This is a genomic window from Peribacillus sp. B65 (assembly GCF_058513295.1).
Genome location: NZ_CP195840.1, coordinates 3541961 through 3558721 on the forward strand (window position 1 = coordinate 3541961; position 16761 = coordinate 3558721).

The window sequence follows — 16761 nt, forward strand, 5'->3', positions numbered from 1 at the left end:
GATACCCAATAATGAATAGCATATTACTTCCTATCACTTACTTTTCTCCCTTTGCCATATGGAATGCATAAAGGGGTCCCAAACAATGGATCGACAGTAATCTCACATTCTATTTGAAAAACCGAACGAACCATATCGGCATTTACAATATCTTCTGGTTTTCCTTGAGCAAAAACGTTTCGGTTATGAATCGCTACAATATGTTGAGCATATCGACAGGCTAGATTTATATCATGAAGAACCATCACGATAGTACGCTGTTCTTTTTCGTTTAATTCAAACAGCAAATCAAGTATTTCGATTTGATGGGTCATGTCTAAATACGTGGTTGGCTCGTCTAAAAGAATGATGTCTGTTTCTTGCGCAAGTGTCATGGCAATCCAGGCTCTTTGTCGTTGTCCCCCGGATAGGGAGTCAACCGAACGATCTGCTAAAGATTTCATTCCTGTAGCTTCCAATGCTTTATTCACTATAATTTCATCTTCTTCCGACCATTGCTTCAGCCAATTATGATATGGGTATCTCCCTTGCTTTACCAATTGAGTGACAGAAAGTCCTTCCGGAGCAATTGGTCCCTGTGGAAGAATAGCCAAATGTTTGGCAATTTCTTTTGTCGGCCATTTTTCAATATCTTTCCCATCGAGAATAACAGAACCTTCCTTAGGGCGTAATAGACGTGCTAAAGAACGAAGCAAGGTTGATTTACCACAACCATTACTACCTATAAAAACCGTGATTTCCCCATTTGGAATTTGTAAATTTAGTTGGTCAATAATTATTGTTTCTCCATAGGCTAACGTTAATGATCTTGCTTCCAATGGATGCATGTTATCACTCCTAGTATGGCTTCCGAACTTAATATAATAAATAAAAAAGGAACTCGAATGGTCCTTTTAACAACCTGTCATTACCCATTTTTTCAAGTTGTTATATGTTATGAAGGAGAGTCCTTCATTGCATGGTGACTTGTCCTAATATATGAAAATAAGCACGGCAGCATAGCAACTAGAATCGCTTTCAAGCCTTTTATATGAATTGAAAAACGGGTTTATATGCAATACGGATATACAGTGAAGGTGAATTCCAAAATTGAACGATTGAAGTCGATACTGAAGAAAATAAGGGGGCAAGTATTACGCGGTGGTTGAGGTACCACAAATGTTGCTATATGAGGGGGCATTATGCCACGTTTGTTGCATAAGAAAAGGAGCTGCAGATCAGCTCCTGGCAATGAAGTATAGCACTTGTTAGATCAACAAAAAAACTGATTTCGTAGAGAAATCAGTTTTTTATTTTTTACTTCCCCGAGACCAGATTACCACTGGAATCAATAATAAAGATAATGAACCTCCAATAAATGATAATGTTGTATAACTTGAACCGGCCACAATCATTCCTGATAAGGCACCGCCAGAAGCTCCTGATAAGGCTATTAAAACATCCACTGTACCTTGAGTTTTAGCCCGGTTTGAAGTGTCAGTTGAATCAACAATAAGAGCAGTCCCGCTTATTAAACCAAAATTCCATCCTAATCCAAGTAAACAAAGGGCAATAACTAGGAGAATCATAGAATCGCCTGGTGCAATCGCTGATATTAAACCTGCCAGAAGCAGCGTAGCTCCAGAGGCAATAGCCATGGCAGTACGGCCAAACTTATCAACAAGGACACCTGTAACCAGTGAAGGAAGATACATTGCAGCTACATGAAAACCAATAACGAGACCTATTTCACCCAAGTTATGTCCATGATGTCTCATATGAACTGGTGTCATTGTCATAATAGCCACCATTACAATTTGAGTAAGAACCATAATTGTCGCACCAACCATAATACCTCTTTTGTTTTCTATTCGTTCAGTATCAATCGAATACTCAATTCGATTACTTTCCTGGTTGGACGCTTCCATTGTTCTTGCTACAACTAATGGGTCTGGGCGAAGCATAATGAAAAGTACAAGACCTGCTAAGATAAATGCTGCTGCTGATAAAATGAAAGGACCAGCTAGTGATGGAACGCCAATGGAAAGAGCAAAATCCCCCATTACATTCACTAAATTCGGACCTGCAACTGCACCAAATGTTGTAAACACCATAGTAATACTAATAGCAGTAGCGCGTTGTTTATTGTTTGCCAAGTCCGTACCAGCGTAACGAGCTTGTAAATTTGTCGCTGTTCCTGCACCATAAATGAGCAGGGAAGCAAATAAAAGGAAAACGCTATTTATTATAGCTGCGATTATGACCCCTAGCGCTCCAAGTCCCCCTATCATGAAACCAGCTGTTAGACCTGTACGACGACCATAACGTTGAGAAAGTCTACCTACGATTAAAGCAGCCCCTGCAGACCCTAAAGTAAATAAACCAGAAGGAAGTCCAGCAAATGCATCTGTGCCAAGCATTTGTTGTGCAAGAAGTGCCCCCACCGTAATTCCAGCCGCTAACCCAGCACCGCCAAAAATTTGTGAAATACTTACAATAATTAATGTACGTTTGTATAACATCTTTTGTTTTTCTTGAGAATCTACATAACTCTGGTTCTTTTGAAAAGTTTTACTGGACATTTGTTAAGACCTCATTTATAATTCTATAATTTCTTCCAATCATGTACACCTTCCTCTAAACGAAATGCATTAACACCTTTGGATCTTAGAAGTTCAACAGCCTCCACTGACATTAAACAGTAACAACACGACAATAAGAAATCGCTTATTGAACTGACCTGCCCCGTTAGACTAAGAAGAAACTCAACATAATTGTTTTAACCGATCCATTGTATAAAAAAATCCAGCAGATATATTGCTGGTATAATAGTTTTATTTAATGCTTTCTAATGCTTGCTTAACGTTTGCGAAAGAAGTAATTTCCGACATATTAATTCCGCTTTTTACAACGGTTTTGGCTAATTCAGGGCGTAGCCCTGTTGTAAGGGTTTGTATTCCTAGCAAATCAAGCATTCGTCCTATTTGATGAAGATGACTTGCAATATCTGTATCTATTTTCAATATGCCTGAGAAGTCAACAATCACATAGTTTAACCGTAGTTCAGAAATTTTTGGTACGACTTTTTCCATAATGTAATTCGCCCTATATGAATCTATAATACCAATCAATGGGAGTACCGCAATACCATCTTTAATCATTACAATGGGTGCTGAAAGCTCATCCAGTTCTCTTTGCGTTTTCTCCTTATATTCGTCGGAAAGGCGTTCGAAAGCAAAAATGGTTTCATTAAGGCTTATGTCCAACATATTGTTTATCCTCTTAATAATGAAGGAATGATCTTTTAATGAAAGCTGGAACTCTAAGCTGATTTTCGTAATAATGTCGGTAAAAATGTCCCTCGTTGGCGGATAACGAACAATTATCTCTGAAATTGCCCCTTCGGGAGATACCTGTCCAGCTGCGTTCTTATTACTCCATTCAATGAGTGTCTGTGGCACTCCCTCATCCATGACCAAAAGTGATTCACCTAAAAAATTTATAAATTCCATATACATTTTTATTGCTTGCTCTTTTTCCCACAGTGGAATATCTAATTCCATACTATGCAGAACACCTTCAACAATTTCTTCAGCTAGAGATTCTGCATTATCGGTTAGGTGGTTTGAAACATTCAAAACCCAGGTCATATTAGTCCAACACCTTCTTTAAGCGAATAAACTCTTGTAGTAATAATAATCATTTACATCATTGATAGTCAATTGAATTAAAAAACACGGACGATGTTTCCGACTTAGCTTAATACCAAATTACAAGGACGTATCTCTGCCATTTATATTCCTCATTAAATTTAATCCAATAGTTGAATTTTGATCCTTTTTTTCGTCGGACCTTTTTGTTGAATTTTCATAATGGAAAAGTCTTTAATTTCATTAGTGTTGTTGACGTGGGTTCCGCCACATGCTTGCTCATCAATATCATTTATTTGAACGATTCGAATTTCGTTAATAGAAGCTGGAAGTAAATTAATGACCGTTTTAATAACCCCTTCTTTTTGCTCTGCTTCAGCTCTGCTAATTGTATTCGTGTCAACATTATGGGGTTGGGCCAGTACCTTCTTTATCGTTTGTTCTAATTGATCGAATGGTATTTCTTGTATTATTTCAGGAGAAAAAGACAGCTCTAATCTCGCATGTTCTTTTTCAATTTGACTGCTTGTAGCTAAAGCATTGTAATGTTCATATAAATAACCTGAAATGACATGCAATAATGTGTGATACTGCATATTCTGATACCGCCAAGACCAGTCAATCTGCATTTCTACTGTTTGATCAATGTCCTGTAATGGACGTTCTAGTTCATGAATAATTTCACCATCTACTTTTTTTACTGCTAATACATTATAGCTTTCATCACCTTGTTTAATGATCCCCCGGTCACAAGGCTGCCCACCGCCGCCAGGATAAAAAATGGTTTGATTGAACACAACAAATCGGTCTTGTATGGAAACAATATTTGCCGAACATTCTTTTAGATAACTATTCTCTACATATAACTCTATCGTGGCCATTTTTTTCTCCTTTAATTGCGTTAATATCCTCTACGAGCATATCAACATGTTCTTTTTTCGTAGCCCAACTGGTACAAAATCTCACAGCACTGTGTGTAGCATCGACTTTTTCCCAGAAGGAGAATGAATACTTTTTGCCTAATTCCAAAATTACATCTTCGGGCAAGATGGGAAACTGCTGATTTGATGTGGAGTCATATCGTAATGAAAATCCATTTTCAACAAATGCTTCTCGAATCATCATTGACATTTCCACGGCATGATTAGAAACTTCATAATATAAGCCATCTTCAAATAGGGTTTCAAACTGGATCCCCAAAAGTCTCCCTTTAGCCAGCATCCCTCCCTTTTGCTTGATGAAATAGCGGAAATCCTTTTTCAGGGCATCATTCATGATGACTGCCGCTTCACCAAACATTGCACCAACTTTCGTTCCCCCTATATAGAACACATCACATAGCCTGGCAACATCCGCCAAGGTTAAATCGCTGTCTTTCGAAGCCAAGCCATACCCTAATCTAGCTCCATCCAATACCAATGGCAAACCACATTCCCGGCAAACTTCACTCAATGCTTCCAATTCGGCTTTACTATAAGTCGTTCCATTTTCTGTAGGGTTAGAAATGTAAACCAAGCCTGGCTGTACCATATGCTCATGAGTAACATCATTCCAGTGAGCATCATATAATTCTTTCACCTGTCCAGCTTGAATTTTTCCATCATCACTCGGCAAAGTAAGCACTTTATGACCAGTGGCTTCAATCGCCCCTGTTTCATGTACCGCGATATGACCGGTAATTGCAGAAACTGCACCTTGATGCGGCCGCAAAATTGAAGCGATAATAGTTGTATTCGTTTGTGTTCCTCCTACTAAAAAGTGTATATCTGCATTTGCAGCATCACACTCTTTTCGAATGTAGGCTCTCGCTTTTTCACAGTGTTCATCCACTCCATATCCAGGTGTTTGTTCTTCATTGGTTTCTATTAACCTTTTCAGAATTCGCTTATGAGCACCTTCTGTATAATCATTTTCAAAACGTATCATCCTATAATCTCCCCAAACTATCCAATTTCTTCTGAATGAACATCATAGAAGCGTGGATTTCTTTTATTTCGTTTTCTGATAATCCTTGGAATAACCTCACTAATTGTTCATCAGATCTTTCATTAAGCTGGTCAAAAAGAGTCAACCCTTCAGGAGTCAACCGAATTAGACTAGTTCTGTTGTCCAAGGCCGAGTTTTCCTTCATAACCAGTCCATCTTTGCTTAACTTATTAATTATTCTGCTCATATAGCTGCGATCAATTTCCAGTTTATCAACTAAATTGTTCGCTATACACTGCTCCATCAAACCGATTTCTAAAATTACCCGTGCCTCAGTGAAAGAATATCCGGTATCCAAAATATGCTTATCCAACACACCAAGTAGATTCGTATAAAATCTATTGAATTGCCGGATATCTGCAATGGTATTTTTATTTATATTCATTATAGACTTCCTTTTTAGTGGACTTTATCCACTAATACTTTATTGTGATTAGTGGACTTTGTCAACATTTTTTATAAATCTTTGAAGGATTAATAGATACCCCTAGTTTAACCAATTTCAAAAAATTCACTTTTCCTGTTTATATTCTTTAGGCTGATTGTTTCTTCTTGAGGAAGTTACAATACTTTAATTAGAAACACTTGTGCAATTTCCAACTTAAACTCCCCTCCCTCCATTGTTGAAGAAGGACATCCTTTGACCCATAACTTTTATCTATAAAATTAGAGATTATCGAACACGGGATGAGTTAAGGTGCATAAAATGGAATTGTGATATTTAACTATATTTTTGAAAGGATGTAATATTGTGTATCCTTCTTACACTAACCCACACCAGCTCAAACAAGAGACATTGTCACAGGTTGGCCCTTGGGTACAGTATGGTTTAAACGAAGCTCAAAAAACATCTGTCCCTCATGCAATGATGGAAATTGCAGCTATTGCCTATCTGATGGGTAAAGGATATGATCCAAGGTTGGCGCATCAAATAGTCGAATCATGGGAAGTTAATGAAATGTTTTAACTGCTGTAGCTTTGAAATAAATCTAAATGTCCTCTTTAACGAGCGTAAATAAAAAAATCCATTTTGAGAAAGATTGATCAAAATGGATTTTCTTGTGATTCAGTATTCAGTTTGATTATTTGAAGATATGCTTTTTGGTACTTCAACAAACGAGGTCAAAATCAGAGCTGCCTAATTGTTTTCCTTTTTGCTTAAGCTGAAAAAGGAGAAAAAACATCAAATTTGATTAATTCAACTAAAAGGTACTATAGCTTTAATGAGCTGTGACGGTCGCAAATGAGGAACCCATTACTTTGCACAAACAATGAAACCATTTAATGAATTCTCCTTTTCATTCGAATTGTTCATCAGTTCATAATAACCAGTTATCAACGTTTGCATCATGTAAGGAACTTTAATAAATTCTGCACGGATACTATTTGCATAACTTTTTTCCCATTGACCGTCTTGTAAAAATGCTGCATCTACGGTAAGTTGTTTTATCACTTCAAAATTTGCCTGCTGGAGTAGCTGGTGAATTTGAGTTTTATGAAACAAGTTTTGGATATTTCCTTCATTCTTTACGAAGTTTGAGTACAATGCCAAAATGGAAACTGCACAAAAATGGGGACGTTGAGAAATGCAGGTAAAATCGAGGTCCCATTCTGCAAAACATATATGTTCTGCCAATTTACGAATTTTTTTAAAGTATTTCAATAAATCTTCGGGTTGCTTGAAATACCATGAACAATGGGATAATACCGCCACATCAAATGGGTATAGGTGATTCAAAAAAATTAAAATCCATTTCAAAATGGAAGTCAATATGCTCTCCTAATGAAGATTCCTTAATACGTTCTGCTGCTTGACCTAATGTTAACGGTGCTCCGTAATCGGGACTAGCAATATCTATTGCGACAACAGGTCCGCTTTCCCCTACTGCGTCTGCTATAGCAACGGTTGTATCCCCTTGACCACAACCTATTTCTAATACACGCATTCCTTTTTGAATCCCAAATGCCGATACTAATTCCAAACTGTGCTGCAACTGAACTTGTTGTATCAAATCATCTTCAAATAATTGATATTCCGATAAAAAAGATCTTGTTTTTTCGTTCAGTTGAAATGACTTCAAGTATAATTCACCCCACATTTATTGTGTATTGGTTCATCAACAAAGAAAAAGGCTGCCTAAGCAACCTCCTTTATTGAAATTACACTTCAATTTTGCAAAACCAATTTTAACATCTTACATGCTTGCGCTTAAAACCAAGCTTTCCTTTACCGACTTCCTTTTGAATACTTTCGTAAGCATTTAGAAAACTGCTTTTTTTCTTGTCCCGTTTGACTTCTACGATTCCTATTGCCTTTGCGGTCTCGACTGCCTTTTCATGGAGTGGCAAATATGAAATCCCCACGGTGTATAGAAAATTATTCATAGCGGATTTCGTTCGTTCTGGCGAATCGTGAATCGTACTTTTCACAAGGTCAAGCATATCGGAAATTTTTCTTTCTGAAAATTCAACGTCTTTTCGATTCCCTAAAAGCCAACAGTAGCAACTCCAGCCCGCTGACATTCTCAGCTCTTCACCGCTTGCAATCCATTTATCGGAAACTTCTTGTGCAATATCTGACTCTGATAAAGTTACAGCCACTACATAATCGGACAGCATATAAAAATACGCAGCATCCATCCAGCGATCATAATCAGACTCAGTCATGGCTTTTGGGTCTGCAATTATGCCTGCAAAGTACATTGCATCATAGTTACCTGTCGAATAAAGCTCTTCAGCTAAACGCTGATTTATTTTTATTTTCCTTACAATTGGTTTCATGGCGCCTGTAGCCACGCCAAAAAGCGGCTCATGCGCCCCATTGGATATGTACATTTTTTTAGTTCGTTCCTTGCCAAGGGCTTCAAGCTCCTGCATGACCATTTCTAAATTCATCGTTTAGCACTTCCTTCATTATGGAGTTTTCCCTAATATTTTGCCCATCAATATATATCACCATTATCCTATAACAGACTGCCATTTGTCAGCACCGTCTAAGCACATGAGTGTTACGCAGGAATGCATGTTGGCACTTTTTTAACTTATGGCAAGAAACAATGCCTTCTGTTAGATTTGCTTGGGATCAGGGGATTTCCCCTTTGTTTTTATTTAGCTATACTGCCCCTTTAGCTCCATAAAAAAAGAGCTGCCGATGCAACTCCGTTAATTAAGGCTCAAAAAGCTTTTTTTTCCGTACTTTTTCGGTCAATTGTCTTAATTTTTTTAATGAAATAATAATGTTTGTAGAGGGCTAGCACGACCAATAAGATTTTCACTAATAGGATGTCCACATAAAATACAGAAATTACGATGAAGAAATCGGCAATTATATTGATTCTGATTTTCTCTCTTCGGGTCATACCTTTTTTTTGCAGGAATGCTTCAACGTATTTTTCATATAATGAGGTGCTCTTGAACCAGTTTTCAATCGACTTGGAACTTTTAGCAAAGCAAAAAGCAGCAAATAAGTAAAATGGACCGCCCGGCAGAACTGGTAACACAGTCCCTGCAATACCAATCAAAAGAGATATGGATCCAAGAAGAAAAAATAGGATACTTTTTACTTTTTTAATTGTAATCACCTTTTTATTTATATTCTATTCCGTTATTACATAAAGAGGAAGTCTAATTGATTAGTATCTTCCCTTTACCTTCTTGAACTAACCTGACCCCGTTAGTTTCATATGAAACAGGATGCCGCAGCAACCTTTCTTAGTGAAGTGAAGCACCTGTTAGTTGAACAATTATCATCCTATTTTTTACCACAATTCTATCGAACTGCGATACAATAACTTTTTCTTTATTATTTTTTAGATGGAGTATCATTTTCACATAACTAAACCTATATAGATGACAGATCTGATTTACTGCTCTTGCATCTATTACTTCTATATAACGTTTGATGGAGTGTCAAAAAACCCCCTGCCAATCACATAGGAATGTACCCTTTTGTTAGATATACAAATATCATAACAGGAATAAAACTAAAGACCATAAATAAATTGCTAAAGGCTATTAATCTATTGTTTGAAAATGAACCTAATATTACTCCAATTGGGTTAAGAACAAATGTTAGCATCCCGTAAGATACTTCAATTTTAAAGACCAAATAAGGAATCCAAGAAACAATTCCACAGAGTAAAAGCGTAACAGATAGCCAGAGGTGTATCTTTGTTTTTGGATTGTCTTGACTCATATTCCAACGCCTTTCAAAAATCAATACCCCAATCTTAACATAGTTTCCAAATAAAGTTACCAGATTTCCCTGCCCCTTTACCTCAATTTGAAAAAGCTGTCTTAAAGACAGCTCCAACCTTCAGCTAACGCACCCGATAGATCAACAACAATTACTCATTTCTTTGGTAAACTTCATCAGTAATCCTTTTTGTGCATAAATCCTTTTCCGCTTTTTAAAATCCCTATCAAATGTTTATAACGAAGAAATGCCGATATTCCTAAAAGGAAATCGACTATTTCTTCGCTTCATTTTGGAAGAGAGCGTTAAATATCAAGTTTACGGGTACTGATCCATTTCACAATTTCAGGATCGCTATGAGAAAAGAACAAGCTCTCTTTCGTATCTAACGCAGCAATCTTCTCCATATCTTCTTGGTCCAATTCGAAGTCAAAGATTTTGAAGTTTTCGATGATTCTTTCCTTACGAACAGACTTTGGAATCGCAACGACTCCTCTTTGTGTCAACCATCGTAAAATCACCTGTGCCACAGATTTATTATACTTTTCGGCGATGGACACTAATATTTCGTTCTGGAACATATCATTTTTTCCTTCAGCAAATGGACCCCACGACTCTATTTGAACATTGTTCTCTTTCATAAGTTTCGCACTTTCTATTTGTTGATTAAAAACATGAGTTTCAACCTGGTTTACTGCAGGAATTACGTCATTGTGGATAATCAAATCCACTAGACGGTCCATCTGAAAGTTACTAACCCCAATTGCCCTAATTTTTCCCTCACGGTTCAATTCCTCCATTGCACGCCAAGAACCAAATACGTCCCCAAATGGCTGATGGATCAGATACAAATCCAAATAATCCAATTGTAGTCTTTTCAGCGATTTTGTGAATGCGTTCTTTGTGCTCTCATAACCAGCATCCTGAACCCAGAGTTTTGTAGTAATAAACAATTCCTCTCGTGGCACACCACTCCGCTTGATTGCTCTGCCTACTGCTTCTTCATTTAGATAAGAGGCAGCGGTATCGATAAGACGATAGCCTGCCATAATAGCGTCATAAACGCTTTGTTCGCATTCATTTTCATCTTGAATTTGAAAAACCCCAAAACCTAGTATCGGCATTTCAACACCATTGTTCAAGATTACTTTTTGCATATGAAATCCTCCTGTTTTATCTGTTATTTACCTACTCTATTTGCGTATTCTGCCGGATAGCGATCTCCTGAAATCTCGATTTTCGAGAGCGCATTGTTCAAATCTTTTAATTCCTCATGGGTCAGTTCAATATCTGCTGCACCAAGATTTTCTTCGAGGCGCTCCAATTTCCGTGTACCGGGAATCGGAACAATCCATTGCTTCTGAGCAAGTACCCATGATAGAGCGATTTGAGCAGGCGTTGCATCTTTTCCTGCAGCAATCTTCTTTATCAGTTCGACCAATACCTGATTTGCTTCGATATTCTCAGGTTTGAAGCGAGGAACAATACTGCGGAAATCGGAACTGCCGAACGTTGCGTCCTTATTAATTTTCCCAGTAAGGAATCCCTTACCCAACGGACTGAAAGGAACAAATCCAATTCCAAGCTCTTCAAGGGCAGGCAGTAGTTCTTCTTCAGGACTTCTCCACATCATTGAGTATTCACTTTGAATGGCAGTGAGTGGATAAACCGAGTGTGCACGACGAATCGTTTCCACCCCTGCTTCAGAAAGTCCCCAATGCTTAATCTTGCCTTCCTTGATCAGGTCTTGTATTACTCCGGCAACCTCCTCAATTGGAACACTTGGGTCCACCCGATGCTGATAGTACAGATCTATGGTGTCAACCTTAAGCCGTTTAAGCGAGCCTTCGATTGATTGCCTAATACGCTCCGGCTTACTGTCAAGCACCTGCTTGCCATTTACCATTTGGATACCAAATTTAGTCGCAATAACCGCTTTTCCCTTGAAAGGAGCAAGCGCTTCTCCTAACAACTCCTCATTTACAAATGGACCATATACTTCAGCAGTATCGAAAAAAGTAACACCTCGGTCAATTGCCTCATGAATCAGCGAAATCATCAACTTCTTGTCCGAAGCAGGACCGTAACCATGGCTCATGCCCATGCATCCAAGTCCGATAGAAGAAACTTCTAAGTCACTTTTTCCTAATTTACGTTTTTGCATAACTATTCCCTCCTCTTTTTTGATTGTCACTTTGCTGTTATATTTTATCCGCAACCGATGTGGTGTTAAGCACATGGGCGGCAGTAAGAAAATCTGATTGGGTAATTGAGATGTTCGAACTAAAAAATGATAAGAGTTAGCCATAGTGCGTTTCAACACATTCAATTACTCCCTTATTATGCAATATATAAATAAGAAACCCTTATACCATTCCTGCCAAATCATTGCCTAATCCTCTCACATCACTTAAATTCCAGAGCGATATGTATTAGAATGGAACTAGAAAGAATAAGGAATCAAGGAGGTTTTTATGTCTGAACAAATCTATAAACAGCGGGCAGAGCTCACCCAACTCATTGAGAGTCACACAGGCGAGGACGGGTCTCATCCGACTGCAATTCCTTCTTTATTTTACTCTCGATTCTCTACAGTTACCGGTCCGAATTACGGAGTTTCCAAGCCTTCCTTATGCATTATCGTTCAAGGTATGAAGGAGGTACTGCTTGCACAGGACCGCTATGTATACGGTCCAGCCGATTACCTTATTGCCTCTGTTAACTTGCCAATTACCGGAATAGTCACAGAAGCCTCTTCCGAAAATCCATATTTGGCACTCAAACTCGAATTTACACCAAGCCAGATCTTGGAGGTATTACAGGATTCTCAACTTGCTGTTAACCAGAAAGAACATGCTAAAAGAGGCATGTATGTATGCCAAATAGAGATATCTCTGTTGGACGCGGTAACCAGATTAGCTCGTTTGCTGGACAATCCTAATGATATACCGGTACTCGCACCTCTTATCACGAAGGAAATCATCTATAGGGTTTTGCAAGGTCAGCATGGAGTTACTCTTGGCCAAATTGCGATAGAAGGAAGTTCCACCTATCAAATTGGCGACGTTGTCGACCATATAATGAATAATTATGACCAGTCTTTTCGGATTGAAGACCTTGCGGAAATTGCAAATATGAGCGTTTCATCGCTTCATAGGCACTTTAAAGAGGTAACAGCAATGAGTCCCATTCAGTTCCAAAAACAACTGAGGCTACAGGAAGCCCGGCGCCTATTATTATCCGAGTCAACAGATGCCACTGAAGCAGCATTCCGCGTAGGCTACGAGAGCCCATCCCAATTCAGCCGTGAATATTCCCGCTTGTTTGGTTTACCCCCGAAAGAAGATATTAACCGCCTGAAGGCAACATATGAATAAAAAAGTGCATTAATCTATTATGGATTAATGCACTTTTTTATTCTGGAAATTTGTGTTATCCTGCTTCTGAACAAATTTCAGAACATAATGAGTCCCACTGATATATATTCCCATGATAGCTAGATGATCTAGTAAAAACCCCATGGAGGAATCATTAAATTTCCAACCAAACGGATTATATATGGTTAATTTGTAAATCATCTCCCTCTCGAAAGAAGCCTGAACCCCGTAAACAACAATCAACACCGCTATGACACGAAATGCTATGGTGCGGATACGGCTGGTGCCAGTAATTCCCGTCATCTTTCGAACTGAATTGATAATGGTTGCCCAGGACATTCCTATATGCACAGCCATGAAGATAAATCCCCAATATGAAGTCATAACATGTATCTGCAATGGAACCGTGTCATTGTTTAAAGGAATAAAGGGAAACATGTCACGAGATATGGGCACAGAACTTATTATCACCACAGCCATGGATATTAGAAAAAGCAGATTGACCGCTATGCTCAGAATACGTCGTACATTGTGTTTTCCCTTAAAGATCGTCTTATACCATCGTCGATTTAAAATATTGTGGGTAATAAACAATAAACACAATAATACTCCTGCCAGTTCATGCACTGCATTTCCAGTAATCTGGTAAGCCATTGCAACTAACATCAGAACTGTCATAGAAAGGTCAATGACCAGCCGGATTAACATATTTCGATTCAAGAAGTTCTCCTCTTTCTAATTTTATTTATCCCTAGGTTGGTTTTCCGTAAGCTAACTCCCTATGTCTCTTTATTATAATGAACCATCAATAGAACCTTCTGGATAATTCCGGATTTTTCTTCCTCCATTAATCTGCTTTCATGCAATATATCCTGAGAGCCCTCCAGGTCATCTGCCGCCTTCACCTCCCAGTGTGTTCGGTGGGGATACCTGCGATTTGGGATCCTGTATTGCCATCCTTTGATCCTGTAAACTCTCCAAGGTCAAAACTTTTCATTTCATCCATCGTGTTCACGAAGTCATCACGTTCCTGGTTCGCATGACAAGTAAAGCATCTGCCGATTTCTTCCTTGTAATCCACCGACTTGTCTCCATTGAATTCCTGGTATAGCCAATCTCCATTACGCATCTCAGATGGGTTCCCATCAGCCCAGCCAGCGCGCTTTTCCATTACGAAGATTTCATCAAGATCTTCATCCCGATAGATTTCGAGTGTGATTATTGTGCCGTCAGGGATTGACTGACCGTTCTGCACCGCTTCGATCGCTTCCCTGCTCGTGTAGAGTTCCTCCCTGACATTTCCACGATTGACAGTGGTATAGTTTACACCTTTATCGTAGTTCTCAGGGAATTCAACCAATTCACGATTGGATTCTGATTGTTGTTCCTGTTGGGAAATCCCATTACTGTCATTATTGCTGTTACATGCAGATAGAGTGTTGGACATGACCAAAGCCAGAGACATAAATAATAGTTTTTTCATCTGTTTTCCTCCAAGTTCTTTCCGAATTATTACTATACAAAACTAGCAATCGTTCCCATATATACAGTGAATTTGTAATTTGAGGCATTAGCACATAAACACTATAAAAGAGTAGTGTATTAATGTAGAGGTATCCTCATTATGCTACAGATTAAAATGCGGACGCTGTCCTATTTCTCTTAAATCAATGCCTAATCCTCTTACGTTTCTATCTAAAGCGAAAGCGGATAGATTAAATTTCCTTTAAATAACCTTATGAAGAAATGCATGTAACTACCCTGCCCTAAAATGCCATAAGAAAAAGCTGCCTTAAAGACAGCTCTGCTCGTAAACTATTAAACTGATTAATCTTGTCCATCATCAAGTTCAATAAAATAATGGTCCTTACGGTATGACACTGCCTCCATGGTCGCGATCAGGTTTTGCTCATGCAAGACGTCTATTCGATAAAATCCTGTCCGATAGTTTCGTTTGACTTCAGTTGCACGGGCTACTACCTTGTCTCCGGGTTTAGCTGATTCAATAAACTGGATGGTTGTCGAAAGTCCTAATGATGTTTTTCCATAGGCATTACAGGCTGCGGAAAAAGCATGATCTGCTACAGCATAAATAACTGCCCCGTGAACAGTTCCATATGCATTTACCATAGTGCTTTGCACTTCTAACGTTGCTTCTGCAAAACCTGCCTCGAATTTTGTTAACTGAATGCCTAACGACTGAGCATACGGATCGTTTTTCACTTGCTCATGAATTTGTTCATAGTGTTTTTCATAAATTTGATATTCATCAATTTGCTTCTTCACCATTACCTGCCCCTTCCAATACCATTGATATCAGTAATTGTGACGTGAATTGGATGTGCTGATCATTATCAATTTAAAAAACCAATTGAACCAGCACCATGTAGACAATCGTTCCCCCCGCTATGGAGAGGAGCATCATTTTCTTCCAAAGGTGAAGCAGGGCAACTACAGCCACCCCAATAAATTCAGGGGTGCCGTGACTTCCGGATTGTAAGCTCACATCCTTTAAACAATAAATGACCAAAAGCCCAATTACTGCAGATGGCAGCATTTTACCAAGATACTGTACATACTTCGGTGTAGGTTTACCTGATGGGAAAACGATGAAGGGAAGAAATCTTGTAAGCATTGTGCCTAAAACAACCATCGCGATTGTAATGATTTGCTGCGTTAAAGTCATTGTCATATGGTTCTCACCTCAACTTTCTCTAACGGCTTTCTAAGTAAGGTGAGTACCCCCAAAATGGCAAACATGGCAGGGATGATGAAATTGCTTCCGCCAAAAATAATAAGGCAGACAGCTGACAGCCCAAGCCCAGCGAGAGCACTATGATGTTTTTTCTCTTTCATCCATTGTTCAATGAAAATCACTACAAAGAGAGCCGTCATAACAAAATCGAGTCCTTCTGTGTTGAATTTGACAAAAGAGCCAAAAATACCGCCAATCGTTGATCCTATCACCCAATAGCAATGATTGAGCATTGTCACGAAAAACATAAACCAGCCCTTGTCTACATTCTTCGGAACATCAACGGTACAATTGATGGAAAAAGACTCATCGCAAAGCCCAAAAATCAGATACAGCTTTTTCTTACCGGTCCCCCTATACTTATCCAGCATTGATATGCCATAAAACAAATGCCGTGCATTCACCATTAATGTTAGAAAAAGGGCGTTAATCGGATTGAACGCGACAAGCAATAAATTGGCTGCAATAAACTCCATCGATCCTGCAAATATTGTTAGACTCATCAATATCGGGTAAATCGCACTGAACCCTAATGAATTCATAAAGATTCCATAAGCGATGCCTAAAAATAAAAAGCCTGCCAAAATGGGCACTGTGTACGGAAAAGCCGCACGAAATGCAGTTAGCATTTGAGTTCTTTTTTTCATATAATTCACATCCTGATGACTAAATTTATTTAAACTTAACATACAAAATCCGTACAAAAAACAAGTTAATTGTATGGATTACAATTAAAATAAAATTCGCACATTTCATAAAACGGACGGACTGATAGGCTTATCACCTTATATTCGTTTAAAGCCAGCTCAAATCCATTAG

The 16761-nt window shown here is 38.5% G+C and carries 20 protein-coding genes; 2 read left to right on the top strand and 18 right to left on the bottom strand.

The features are described from left to right. Positions 1–23: 23 nt before the first annotated feature. The 6 genes from ACSR9O_RS17290 to ACSR9O_RS17315 form a co-directional block, all read right to left on the bottom strand. Positions 24–827, bottom strand: coding sequence for an ABC transporter ATP-binding protein (locus tag ACSR9O_RS17290; protein ID WP_101223298.1), 804 nt, complete (start codon positions 825–827; stop codon positions 24–26). A 462-nt stretch (positions 828–1289) separates the two neighbouring features. Beyond that, positions 1290–2561 carry an MFS transporter gene (locus ACSR9O_RS17295; RefSeq protein ID WP_101223299.1) on the bottom strand — a complete coding sequence of 424 codons (1272 nt, stop codon included), beginning with the start codon at positions 2559–2561 and terminating at the stop codon, positions 1290–1292. 252 nt (positions 2562–2813) lie between these two features. Further along, positions 2814–3629 (bottom strand): STAS domain-containing protein, encoded by an 816-nt coding sequence (locus tag ACSR9O_RS17300; protein WP_491724807.1) that lies wholly within the window; start codon positions 3627–3629, stop codon positions 2814–2816. Positions 3630–3790: 161 nt separating this feature from the next. Next, entirely contained in the window at positions 3791–4510 is a 720-nt protein-coding gene (locus ACSR9O_RS17305) for an alanyl-tRNA editing protein (RefSeq protein ID WP_101223301.1), read from the bottom strand. After that, a complete protein-coding gene (locus ACSR9O_RS17310; protein WP_101223302.1) occupies positions 4479–5555 on the bottom strand; it encodes a threonine aldolase family protein in 1077 nt (358 codons plus the stop codon). Before ACSR9O_RS17310 ends, ACSR9O_RS17305 begins: the two co-directional genes overlap by 32 nt. Before the next feature lies 1 nt (position 5556). After that, positions 5557–6000, bottom strand: coding sequence for a MarR family winged helix-turn-helix transcriptional regulator (locus ACSR9O_RS17315; RefSeq protein ID WP_459735116.1), 444 nt, complete (start codon positions 5998–6000; stop codon positions 5557–5559). A gap of 411 nt (positions 6001–6411) precedes the next feature. On the opposite strand from ACSR9O_RS17315, the gene ACSR9O_RS17320 reads away from it, so the two are divergent. Continuing rightward, positions 6412–6582, top strand: a complete 171-nt coding sequence (locus ACSR9O_RS17320) for a hypothetical protein (protein WP_491724808.1) — start codon at positions 6412–6414, stop codon at positions 6580–6582. Positions 6583–6870: 288 nt separating this feature from the next. On the opposite strand, the gene ACSR9O_RS17325 is transcribed toward ACSR9O_RS17320, so the two are convergent. The 7 genes from ACSR9O_RS17325 to ACSR9O_RS17355 all read right to left on the bottom strand — a co-directional run bounded on the left by ACSR9O_RS17325 (position 6871) and on the right by ACSR9O_RS17355 (position 11974). Next, positions 6871–7353, bottom strand: a complete 483-nt coding sequence (locus ACSR9O_RS17325) for a hypothetical protein (RefSeq protein ID WP_491724809.1) — start codon at positions 7351–7353, stop codon at positions 6871–6873. Further along, complete coding sequence (locus ACSR9O_RS17330) at positions 7331–7714, bottom strand: class I SAM-dependent methyltransferase (protein ID WP_491724810.1); 384 nt, start codon at positions 7712–7714, stop codon at positions 7331–7333. The genes ACSR9O_RS17325 and ACSR9O_RS17330 overlap by 23 nt, the downstream gene beginning before the upstream one ends. An 88-nt stretch (positions 7715–7802) precedes the next feature. Beyond that, on the bottom strand, positions 7803–8510 hold the full coding sequence (locus ACSR9O_RS17335; protein WP_491724811.1) for a DNA alkylation repair protein: 708 nt from the start codon (positions 8508–8510) through the stop codon (positions 7803–7805). Between the two features lie 278 nt (positions 8511–8788). Next, complete coding sequence (locus tag ACSR9O_RS17340) at positions 8789–9196, bottom strand: YbaN family protein (RefSeq protein ID WP_260358589.1); 408 nt, start codon at positions 9194–9196, stop codon at positions 8789–8791. A 347-nt stretch (positions 9197–9543) separates the two neighbouring features. Then, a complete protein-coding gene (locus tag ACSR9O_RS17345) occupies positions 9544–9927 on the bottom strand; it encodes a hypothetical protein (protein WP_491724812.1) in 384 nt (127 codons plus the stop codon). 188 nt (positions 9928–10115) lie between these two features. Then, positions 10116–10967, bottom strand: coding sequence for an aldo/keto reductase (locus ACSR9O_RS17350; RefSeq protein ID WP_101223308.1), 852 nt, complete (start codon positions 10965–10967; stop codon positions 10116–10118). A gap of 23 nt (positions 10968–10990) precedes the next feature. Beyond that, on the bottom strand, positions 10991–11974 hold the full coding sequence (locus ACSR9O_RS17355; protein WP_459735120.1) for an aldo/keto reductase: 984 nt from the start codon (positions 11972–11974) through the stop codon (positions 10991–10993). Between the two features lie 310 nt (positions 11975–12284). On the opposite strand from ACSR9O_RS17355, the gene ACSR9O_RS17360 reads away from it, so the two are divergent. Then, on the top strand, positions 12285–13187 hold the full coding sequence (locus ACSR9O_RS17360) for an AraC family transcriptional regulator (RefSeq protein ID WP_260358591.1): 903 nt from the start codon (positions 12285–12287) through the stop codon (positions 13185–13187). Positions 13188–13211: 24 nt separating this feature from the next. Here the strand turns inward: ACSR9O_RS17360 and ACSR9O_RS17365 are convergent, their stop codons facing one another. From ACSR9O_RS17365 to azlC, 5 genes are all read right to left on the bottom strand, one after another. Continuing rightward, the gene (locus tag ACSR9O_RS17365; RefSeq protein WP_491724813.1) at positions 13212–13907 is read right to left on the bottom strand and encodes a DUF4405 domain-containing protein; all 696 of its coding nucleotides are present in this window, start codon (positions 13905–13907) and stop codon (positions 13212–13214) included. A 181-nt stretch (positions 13908–14088) separates the two neighbouring features. After that, positions 14089–14670 (bottom strand): cytochrome P460 family protein, encoded by a 582-nt coding sequence (locus ACSR9O_RS17370; RefSeq protein WP_491724814.1) that lies wholly within the window; start codon positions 14668–14670, stop codon positions 14089–14091. 344 nt (positions 14671–15014) lie between these two features. Next, positions 15015–15476, bottom strand: coding sequence for a PaaI family thioesterase (locus ACSR9O_RS17375; protein WP_491724815.1), 462 nt, complete (start codon positions 15474–15476; stop codon positions 15015–15017). A gap of 70 nt (positions 15477–15546) precedes the next feature. Then, complete coding sequence (locus ACSR9O_RS17380) at positions 15547–15879, bottom strand: branched-chain amino acid transporter permease (protein WP_491724816.1); 333 nt, start codon at positions 15877–15879, stop codon at positions 15547–15549. Next, on the bottom strand, positions 15876–16631 hold the full coding sequence (azlC, locus tag ACSR9O_RS17385) for an azaleucine resistance protein AzlC (RefSeq protein WP_230178092.1): 756 nt from the start codon (positions 16629–16631) through the stop codon (positions 15876–15878). The genes ACSR9O_RS17380 and azlC overlap by 4 nt, the downstream gene beginning before the upstream one ends. Positions 16632–16761 lie beyond the last annotated feature (130 nt).